The sequence below is a fragment of the Maribacter sp. genome, from assembly GCF_039968975.1.
Taxonomy (GTDB): Bacteria; Bacteroidota; Bacteroidia; order Flavobacteriales; family Flavobacteriaceae; genus Maribacter.
The window spans coordinates 1-9,308 of the sequence record NZ_JBDVOT010000214.1; the positions used below are offsets into that span (position 1 = coordinate 1).

General features: G+C 35.2%; 10 protein-coding genes and 2 tRNA genes. 5 read left to right on the forward strand and 7 right to left on the reverse strand.

Annotation, left to right across the window (positions count from 1 at the left end):
• From ABJI11_RS14240 to tgt, 3 genes are all read right to left on the reverse strand, one after another.
• Window positions 1-616: DMT family transporter (locus ABJI11_RS14240; RefSeq protein WP_348353592.1), on the reverse strand; the 616-nt coding region annotated here is incomplete at its 3' end.
• Complete coding sequence (locus ABJI11_RS14245) at window positions 603-1,685, reverse strand: LptF/LptG family permease (RefSeq protein ID WP_276494788.1); 1,083 nt, start codon at window positions 1,683-1,685, stop codon at window positions 603-605. The genes ABJI11_RS14240 and ABJI11_RS14245, both read right to left, overlap by 14 nt.
• Complete coding sequence (gene tgt, locus ABJI11_RS14250) at window positions 1,685-2,815, reverse strand: tRNA guanosine(34) transglycosylase Tgt (protein ID WP_348353596.1); 1,131 nt, start codon at window positions 2,813-2,815, stop codon at window positions 1,685-1,687. Before tgt ends, ABJI11_RS14245 begins: the two co-directional genes overlap by 1 nt.
• A gap of 238 nt (window positions 2,816-3,053) precedes the next feature.
• On the opposite strand from tgt, the gene ABJI11_RS14255 reads away from it, so the two are divergent.
• A complete protein-coding gene (locus tag ABJI11_RS14255) occupies window positions 3,054-3,644 on the forward strand; it encodes a porin family protein (protein ID WP_276494790.1) in 591 nt (196 codons plus the stop codon).
• A gap of 70 nt (window positions 3,645-3,714) precedes the next feature.
• Here the strand turns inward: ABJI11_RS14255 and ABJI11_RS14260 are convergent, their stop codons facing one another.
• On the reverse strand, window positions 3,715-4,677 hold the full coding sequence (locus ABJI11_RS14260) for an FKBP-type peptidyl-prolyl cis-trans isomerase (protein WP_348353599.1): 963 nt from the start codon (window positions 4,675-4,677) through the stop codon (window positions 3,715-3,717).
• A 78-nt stretch (window positions 4,678-4,755) separates the two neighbouring features.
• Here ABJI11_RS14260 and ABJI11_RS14265 point away from each other — a divergent pair, with 78 nt between their 5' ends.
• Together ABJI11_RS14265 and ABJI11_RS14270 are read left to right on the forward strand one after the other, a co-directional pair.
• The gene (locus tag ABJI11_RS14265; RefSeq protein ID WP_348353602.1) at window positions 4,756-5,184 is read left to right on the forward strand and encodes an RNA-binding S4 domain-containing protein; all 429 of its coding nucleotides are present in this window, start codon (window positions 4,756-4,758) and stop codon (window positions 5,182-5,184) included.
• Between the two features lie 48 nt (window positions 5,185-5,232).
• Window positions 5,233-5,730 carry a phosphoribosyltransferase family protein gene (locus ABJI11_RS14270; protein ID WP_348353605.1) on the forward strand — a complete coding sequence of 166 codons (498 nt, stop codon included), beginning with the start codon at window positions 5,233-5,235 and terminating at the stop codon, window positions 5,728-5,730.
• Here ABJI11_RS14270 and ABJI11_RS14275 read toward each other — a convergent pair.
• Complete coding sequence (locus ABJI11_RS14275) at window positions 5,722-6,246, reverse strand: shikimate kinase (RefSeq protein ID WP_348353608.1); 525 nt, start codon at window positions 6,244-6,246, stop codon at window positions 5,722-5,724. The two genes, ABJI11_RS14270 and ABJI11_RS14275, sit on opposite strands and share 9 nt — an antisense overlap.
• A gap of 132 nt (window positions 6,247-6,378) precedes the next feature.
• Between ABJI11_RS14275 and ABJI11_RS14280 the strand changes: the two genes are divergently transcribed.
• Both ABJI11_RS14280 and ABJI11_RS14285 read left to right on the forward strand, forming a co-directional pair.
• Window positions 6,379-6,454, forward strand: a tRNA-Lys gene (locus ABJI11_RS14280).
• A 97-nt stretch (window positions 6,455-6,551) separates the two neighbouring features.
• Window positions 6,552-6,624, forward strand: a tRNA-Lys gene (locus tag ABJI11_RS14285).
• A gap of 181 nt (window positions 6,625-6,805) precedes the next feature.
• Here ABJI11_RS14285 and ABJI11_RS14290 read toward each other — a convergent pair.
• Both ABJI11_RS14290 and ABJI11_RS14295 read right to left on the reverse strand, forming a co-directional pair.
• On the reverse strand, window positions 6,806-7,540 hold the full coding sequence (locus tag ABJI11_RS14290; RefSeq protein WP_348353610.1) for a M90 family metallopeptidase: 735 nt from the start codon (window positions 7,538-7,540) through the stop codon (window positions 6,806-6,808).
• A gap of 196 nt (window positions 7,541-7,736) precedes the next feature.
• Window positions 7,737-9,308, reverse strand: a 1,572-nt coding sequence (locus ABJI11_RS14295) for an OmpA family protein (protein WP_348353612.1), incomplete at its 5' end; no start/stop codon positions are given.

Here is a 9,308-nt window from a genome sequence, read left to right on the forward strand (position 1 = left end):
GTAATACTATTAATGACATGCTAAAATCACCTTTAACCATTAAAACTAACGACAAGAAAACCATGCCCACACCCAATTCATAAAAAGAAATAACAGATGGTCTATTATTTTGAACAAGCTTACCATTAATCAAAGAAAAGACCGCTGCCAAAAATGCCGATATTAATGCGATGACCATACCATAGACGTATTCTGTCTCTACTTTAAAAATTAAATATAGTCCAGCAACGACCATTAAACCAAAGAAAATCTCATAACCAATTATCTTTCGTTTATACCAAAACGGCTCCATCAAAGCTGTAAAAAAAGCACCTGTAGACATCATTGCCAGTGCTACAGATACGGTTGAAACCTTTATTGCCAAAAAGAAAGTAACCCAGTGTAATGCCACAACAATACCCCCGCCAACTAACCACCAAAATGTTTTCTTTGGTACTTTTAGACTAAACTTGGCAAAGAGAATATATACTGCTATAAATATTGTAGCTAACCCCATTCTAATCCATACCAAGGGTAAAGAATCAATAGTAATCAACTTTCCTAAAATAGCTGTAAAGCCCCAGATAAATACAATGAAATGTAAATGTAGTAGATTAAGTATTCTATCTTTTTGCATTTTGAAGTAAATAAAATGCCAGACATCCAAATAGAACATTAGGTATAATAACTGCAAGCAAAGGAGAAAAGCCCGATTGCTCTGCAAGTACACCAAATACCTTATCAAAGAATATAAATATAAAAGCTATTAAAATACCAAATGCCAAGTTAGCGCCCATACCGCCACGCCTTTTAACCGATGATACCGAAACAGCTATAATAGTTAATATAAAAGCCGTTAATGGTAATGCCCAACGCTTATACTTTACCAATACGTAGGTATTTATATTAGAGGCTCCTTTTCTTCGCTGATCTTTAATAAAGGTATCTAATTCAAAAAGGTTCTTTGTTTCCGCAACGTATGACACGGGAGTTAAATCACCAATATCAAAAGCAAAAATGGTATCTAACCTACGTTTACTTTCTATAATTGCCGAATCTCCAATAATGGTTCGTTTTTTATAAGACGTTAAACGGTAACTAGAATCTTTATCTACCCATCTAATATTAGCTGCAGATATTTTAAAATCTAATTCATTATTTTCTTTGAAGCGCTCAAAGGTAAAATTATGACCTAGTTGCCTAGCAGGGTCAAAGCTACTTACGTATATAAAATCAGTCTCATTCAACTGATTAAAAATATTATTGGTGACCCTATCTTGTTTCCCTTTTTTAAGGTATTTATACTTAAACTCATTAAAACCCACACTAGCATTGGGTACAATAAACATGGTCATAAAGAACATCAATACCGCAACCATAGATGCTCCAATAATATAAGGTCTTAAAAATCGCCCATAAGAAACCCCAGAACTTAATATGGCAACGATCTCTGTATTATTTGCGAGTTTAGAGGTAAAAAATATAACGGATAAGAATAGAAAAATAGGAAATAATAGATTACCAATGTATATCGTAAAATTTACATAATACATGACTATTTCATTCAACGGTGCTTCATTATCGATCATTTTACCGATCTGCTCTGCCAAATTCACCATAATACCAATGGGAATGAATAACAATAGCATCAAAGAAAATGTTGCTAAGTACCGTTTTAGAATGTATTTATCTATTATTGATAGCATTATAGCCTTTTATCCATTTGTTTAACCATGATGTCTTTCCACCCTCTAAAATCACCTGCAATAATATGTTTACGCGCCTCTCTAACCAACCACATATAAAAGCCTAAGTTATGAATTGTTGCTATTTGTTTACCTAAATATTCGTTAGCTGCAAACAAATGTCTTAGATATGCTTTAGAATACTCACGGTCAACAAAAGTATTTCCCATTTCATCAATAGGCGAGAAATCATCTTCCCACTTCTTGTTCTTAATATTAATGGTACCATGTGCCGTAAACAACATTCCGTTTCTAGCATTTCTTGTTGGCATTACGCAATCGAACATATCTATTCCTAAGGCAATGTTCTCTAATATATTAATAGGTGTACCAACACCCATTAAATATCTTGGCTTATCCTCTGGTAGAATTTCACATACTACCTCTGTCATACCATACATTTCTTCAGCAGGCTCACCAACAGACAAACCGCCAATAGCATTACCTTCAGCACCCGCATTTGCAATATACTCTGCAGATTGCCTTCTTAAATCTTTGTATGTTGACCCTTGAACAATTGGAAAAAATGTCTGTGCATAATCATATTCAAAAGGTGTTTTTTCCAAATGATTAATACATCTATCTAACCACCTATGGGTCATATGCATCGATCGTTTGGCATAATTATACTCACACGGGTAAGGTGTACATTCATCAAAAGCCATGATGATATCAGCACCGATAACACGCTGAATTTCCATTACATTCTCCGGCGTAAATAAATGCATAGAACCGTCTATGTGCGATTTAAATTTTACCCCTTCCTCTTTTATCTTTCTATTGCCTGATAAAGAATATACTTGGTAACCTCCACTATCGGTTAAAATATTTCTATCCCAACCCATAAATTTATGGAGTCCACCTGCTTTTTTTAAAATTTCGGTTTTAGGTCTAAGAAATAAATGATAGGTATTTCCAAGAATAATATCTGGGTTCACCTCTTCTCTTAATTCTTTTTGATGCACTCCTTTTACAGAGGCCACCGTGCCCACTGGCATAAAAATTGGGGTTTCAATAGTACCATGATCAGTAACGATAGTACCTGCCCTAGCCTTTGATTGTAAATCGGTATTGTGTAGTGTAAACTTCAAACTTTCTAAATCTAGCTGCAAATATAATGAACTGTCTTTGGGAAAAACTTAATTAAAAGCAAAGATGTTACTCAAAATAACAAACTAAGATATTGGGGATTGTAACTTTATAAAACTGAATTTAACCCAAAAACGCTTGTAAACAATAAAGATATTTTACCTCCGTTCTGATGGTATAACGAGAAAGGGAACATTTGGTATCGTATTTGATACAAATTCACTCAAAACAACAATGATTATGAAAAAAACAATTTTAGCGGCCTTTATGGCGCTCTCTGGGTTTTATGGGATAGCACAGAGTGATTCGGGATTTGGAATTAAAGGGGGATTAAATTACAATGCTAACGGAGATTATTTTGAATCTGCAGGAGATGCAGCAAGAAATCCCGATAGAAATGTTGGATACCATGTGGGTATCTTCGGAAAAATTGGAGCATCTAAAGTATATGTTAGACCAGAGTTGGTATATACTAAAACAAAGTCTGATTACGACGGATCTGATTTTGACATGAGCAAATTAGATGTACCAGTATTATTAGGAATCAATCTAGTTGGACCATTACATGTTTTTGCTGGTCCTAGTTTTCAATACATTTTAGATACCGAATTTGACGGCATTACTATTGATGATGTAGAAAATGATTTTTCAGTAGGGATGAATATTGGTGCCGGAGTCAACCTTGGCAAATTAGGAATAGATTTACGTTATGAAAGAGGTTTCAGCGATAATGAAGCTTCTTTTATCAATACTAATATTACTAATTTAGGTCCTAGTAGAATAGATACAAGACCAGATCAATTGATATTAAGTTTGTCTTTAACGATGTAAACGAAATGAGAAAAATAAAAAACCTCTTAAGTATTCTTAAGAGGTTTTTTTATGCTTTAAAATGTTTTTTTTATAAATCATTATCAAGATGATCGGGCGTACCGTCACCATCTGTATCTAAGAAACCAACAAAATTACCATCTGCATCTAGTTCAATTTCATCTATGGTCAGAATACCATCACCGTCATCATCTGGATCAGTATAATTCGCAACATAAATAAATAAATTAGCTTCTAACTCTTCATTGGTATTGTCATTATTTAAGTTTCCATCATTATTTAAATCTTCCAAAATTGAAGGTATACCATCTTCATCAAAATCTGAATCTGGCTCATAAGTAAATGCATCAACCTTAAAAATCAATGGTGAATATGTTGGTACGATAGTGTTCGGAGACGAATCAAAATATGCTAAAGCTGCAGGCATAAAAATAGCTCCAATACCATATCCATCATAACTAACAGTTCCATCTCCATTTTCAATAGGACCGTTACCTGTCTGGAAGTTTTTCATACCGTTACCAAAACCTTGCACTACTGAAGAAAGATTAAAACGAATTGGCTGATTAACAGAAGCGTCGAAAAGAGTACCATCTAACAATAACCCTTCATATCTCAAAATAACATTATCACCAATAGTCGGTTTGCCATCAGCTATTCCTTGTCTTACCACTAGGGTATAAAGAGTTTGATCAACTATTTCATCATCGTCAGGCCTTCCTAAGTTTTCAGAATCAACAGTAATTGTTTGTGTAATTAAATTAGGGCTATCAAAAAGTGATTGTCTAGAACTATTATCTCCAGCAATGGTATCAAATCTTATTTTAAAATCGAATCCTTCAGGCGGCGTTTCAAACTCATCATCATTATAAAAATGAGTTTTCAAAAATTCTATAATCTCAGCATCATCCTCTATAGTAACTTCACTTAATAACCTTGGGGGTACAACTTCACCTATAGCATCATCATCATTTCTACAGGAACCTAATATAATTAAGCCAGCTATTAGTAAATATGCATTTCTTAATTTCATCAATAATTTATTTTGAACGCGCAAGATACAATTTTCCCCTATTTTTGTTTGGAAGTTAACAAAGAAATACAACCTATAATGCGCGTAGATAAATTCTTGTGGAGTATACGATATTTTAAAACCCGTAACATTGCCTCTACAGCATGCAAAAAAGGACATGTAAAGATTAATGGTAACACCGCTAAGCCGGGAAAAGAAGTTTTTCCGATGGATGAAATCGTGGTACGCAAGAATCAAATCGATTATAAACTTACAGTTTTAGATATACCACCTAGTCGTGTTGGCGCAAAATTAGTTGACATATACAGAAAGGACACCACACCCAAAGAAGCCTTTGAGCATAATGAACTTTTACAATATTCTAAAGACTATTACCGTAAAAAAGGAATTGGTAGGCCTACTAAAAAAGATAGACGAGATATAGATGATTATTTAGAAAGTCCATCAACTACTAGTGAAGATCAAACTACAGAGCCAAATATTAAAAGTAAAGAAAGCGAAGATTAACCAAAACTTTTAAAAACATACCTATCTTTATTGTTTTAAGAATACCTTATGCAGCAAATCATACTTTCACATCAACAGATTCAATATAAAATTGAACGTATAGCATATCAAATTTATGAGGCAAATGTTTATGAAGAAGAAATTATTATAGCAGGTATAGACGGCGGCGGATTACAATTTGCAAAGAAAATTGCAGCAAAGCTCAAAAAAATTACCGAAGCTGAAATTGTGTTATGTAAATTAACGATGGATAAAAATGACCCTTTGTCAAGTGGCGTAACCACATCACTGCCCGATGATGAATTCATAAATAAATCTGTAGTAATCGTAGATGATGTCCTAAATTCCGGAACTACATTAATATATGGAGTACATCATTTTCTAAAAACACCATTAAAGCAACTTAAAACAGCAGTACTGGTCAATAGAAATCATAAGAAGTATCCTGTTAAGGCAGACTATAAAGGAATTTCCTTGTCAACTTCTTTGCAAGAACATGTAAATGTTCTATTTGAAACAAAAAATGACAGAGTCTATTTAGACTAACTTATTTATAATCATCTCTGCAATTTCTGTAGGTGTATTTTTATTTATCTTTATTTTCTGATGTGCTTGATTGTAGAAAAAGCTTCTCTCAAATAAATGCATTCCAATAAACTCAGTTAACTTTTCATCTTCTAAATGAGAAATCATTGGACGATGACTTTTTTCTTTCTTTAAACGATTGGTCAATTCATGTATACCAATATTTAAATAAAAAGAATTGGCAGTATTTTCATTGATGTGCTCCATATTTTTTCCAAAGCATGGCGTACCACCACCTAATGAAAGCACAAAACTGTCTTCATTTGAAAATATTTTATTGAGATATTCTATTTCTTTTTTTCTAAAATAGATTTCACCTTTGGTCTCAAATATAGAAGCTATTGACATGACTTCAGCTTCTTCGATATAATCATCTAAATCTAAAAAATTAATATTCAAATGGTTAGCCACTATTCTACCAACTGTAGATTTACCACTACCCATGTAACCTACCAAAACTATTTTTACATCTTTCATTTGTACAAAATTGGACTAAATAAAAGGGTTTTCAAAAAAAAATAAATTTATCTTGTAAATGGCTTGCAAAATAAAGTTATCGACGTATATTTGCACCCGCATTGAGGGAATATTAATTCTTAATATGCTTTTGACCTGGTAGCTCAGTTGGTAGAGCATCTCCCTTTTAAGGAGAGGGTCCTGGGTTCGAGCCCCAGCCAGGTCACCACTAAATATTAGCCTCTTCAAAAAAAAGGGGCTTTTTTATTTAAACTTTTGAGTTGATTTATTTCTCTCAATGACCTAGTAAGTTCTTTATTCATTTTGACCTGGTAGCTCAGTTGGTAGAGCATCTCCCTTTTAAGGAGAGGGTCCTGGGTTCGAGCCCCAGCCAGGTCACTTTTAAACCTTCAAATATTTATTATTTGGAGGTTTTTTTGTTTTAGGCAAAAAATTAAAAAAGTCTATTTTAATAAAATCTTGAAACTATAAAATTTCCATTAAGATTTTACAGAAATCAATTTAACATTAGATAAATAGAATTTTATTTGACAACTAATAATTAAAGGGCAAATTATAATCAAATAGAATACCTATACATCTTCTTCATTAAACTATAAAGCTCAGGATGCTTATCTTGAAATTTTTCAGGATTGTTAAAGAAATATTCACTTGCAACACTTAAAAATTCTATTTCACTTGTTGCGCCATATGGATTAATATCAGATTTATTTTTTTTGATACTTTCAATTTCTTTATGCATCAATTTCAACCAAGGAGCTACATATTGTTTTTGCATAAGACTTTCTGGAATACCATCAACGGCACCATCTGCCATATCTATTAAATGAACAAATTCATGAATACCAACATTACTAGATGAATTCTCATTCTTAAATCCTGCACGTAAGGCGGGTAGTGACAAAATCATTAAACGATTCATATTACCTTTACCTACTTTTCCTAAAATATTCCGTCCATCACCTTCTGTTTGGTGTTCATCATTAAAACTACCTTGATAAAGTAGCACTTCATTAATATTACGATAACGTAAATCAGGAAATCCGAATAGCGGTATTACTGCGCTTGCTCCAACCAATAAGCGATCAGTATCATCTATCTCAATTTTCACTCCAGTAATAGTGACATCTTCAAAAAAATATAATAATTCTTTTTCAAAACGAGTCCTATCGATAACAGATAATTCCTTATAAAACGAAACCTCTTTATTTAGAATACTTCGCCACTTTGGGTTAAAATCATTAAAATCAATCGTTTTCTTATAAAACCATAATCTCCAAATTATAAAAATCACAAAAAATAATAAAGGAAGAAAGTAAACAATAATAGTAAGCATAGTAAAAGTTAAATAGTTTAAAAACAAAGAACTTGGTTTCTATTAGAACAATATCTAAAAAAGACAAGTATATTAATTAATATGCTTCTTACGTAACAAAAAAAGGGAAGGAGCTATGCTCCTTCCCTTTTCAATATGTGTTGGTCTATGTTGATTATTCTACCACAATGAACTCTGATCTTCTGTTCAGTTGATGCTTTTCTTTGCTACATGGAACGTTGTTGCTACAATCGTTCGTAAGCTCCGTCTCGCCATAGCCTTCGTACGATATCCTGTTGCTAGGTATGCCCGCAGCTATCAGGTAATCCGCAGTTGCCTTTGCCCTGTTGGCAGACAGTCGCATGTTATAACTGTCGTTGGCCCTTGAATCCGTATGAGAGCGCACCTGTACCTTCACACTCGGGTATTCGTTAAGGTATGCCAGTACTTTCTCGATACCGATCCTCGCATCTTCCCTGATGAAATATTTGTCGAAATCGAAGTAGATCGGTTCTATGTTCAGGTATTTCGCAAGGTCCGTTCCTATCGGTGCGGATGGGTCTACCTGTGCCAGTACGATCTCTATGCCTATGGCATCTTCCGCCTTTACCGTCATGAACGTCTTGTTACCTTCCTCATAGTCGGTCTTGGTAGCCACTACTTTGTAACTACCTTTCGCGCAGTTGCCTTCCATCTCGAAAGCTCCCTTATCGTCCGTGCTCGAACTTGATACTACCTGGTTATCCTTGTCGTATACCGTTACCGATGCATCCGTTAACAGGGCATTGGTCTTTTCGTCCTTTACTATTCCCGTGATATTTGTATGACAGGTGAAGTCCAACGGTGTCATTTCCACAAAGCTGTAGATATCGTCGTTCCCCTGTCCGCCTTTTCTGTTCGATGCGAAAAAGCCTTTCTTCGTCTCTTCGTTGATAATGTACGAGAAGTCGTCCTCTTCTCCGTTCAAGGGACGTCCTATGTTGTATACCTCTCCTCTTTCGTTCTTAAGGTCGGTCGCGAAGACGTCCAATCCCCCTAGTCCAGGATGACCGTCAGATGAGAAATAGAGTTTATCGCTTTGGGTCACGAAGGGGAAAGTTTCCCTTGCCTCGGTATTGATTCTCTCTCCCAGGTTCTTCGGTGTACCGAAACTGCCGTCCTTGTTGATATCCACAACGTAGATATCCGACTGCCCTTTCGTGCCCGGCATGTCCGAGGCAAAGTACAATTTCGTTTCTTCTTTATTTAAGGTAGGATGTGCCACCGAATAGCTGTCCCCGTTAAAAGGTAGTTCCTCGATATTTTTCCATTCATTGTTTTCTTTGGTCGCCCTGTATATCTTCAATCTGCTTACGCCTTCTTCGTCCCTTTCGAACTTGCCGTCATCGGAGTTGTTACGTGTAAAGTACATCGTCTGTCCGTCCTTGGTGAACGCCGTGGACGATTCATGGGTCTTCTTGTTCAGCTTCTTGCTCAGCTTGTCCACATCGGTGAAATTCCCTTGGTCGTCCTGTGATGCCTTATATAGGTTCAAGAACGAACCGTTGTTCCATTTATGGATGTTCTTAGATAGCAGTCCGCTGTCCCTTGCCGTAGAAAAGACCAATCCTTTTTCATAGAACGAAGGTGCAAAGTCCGATACCTTCGAGTTCAGCCCGATGTTCTTCAGTTCGTACCTCCCCGAGCGTTCCGCGATCTGCTCCAGGTAGTCCTGGTTCTCGCTATATAGTACACCGCGTTGGTCCGT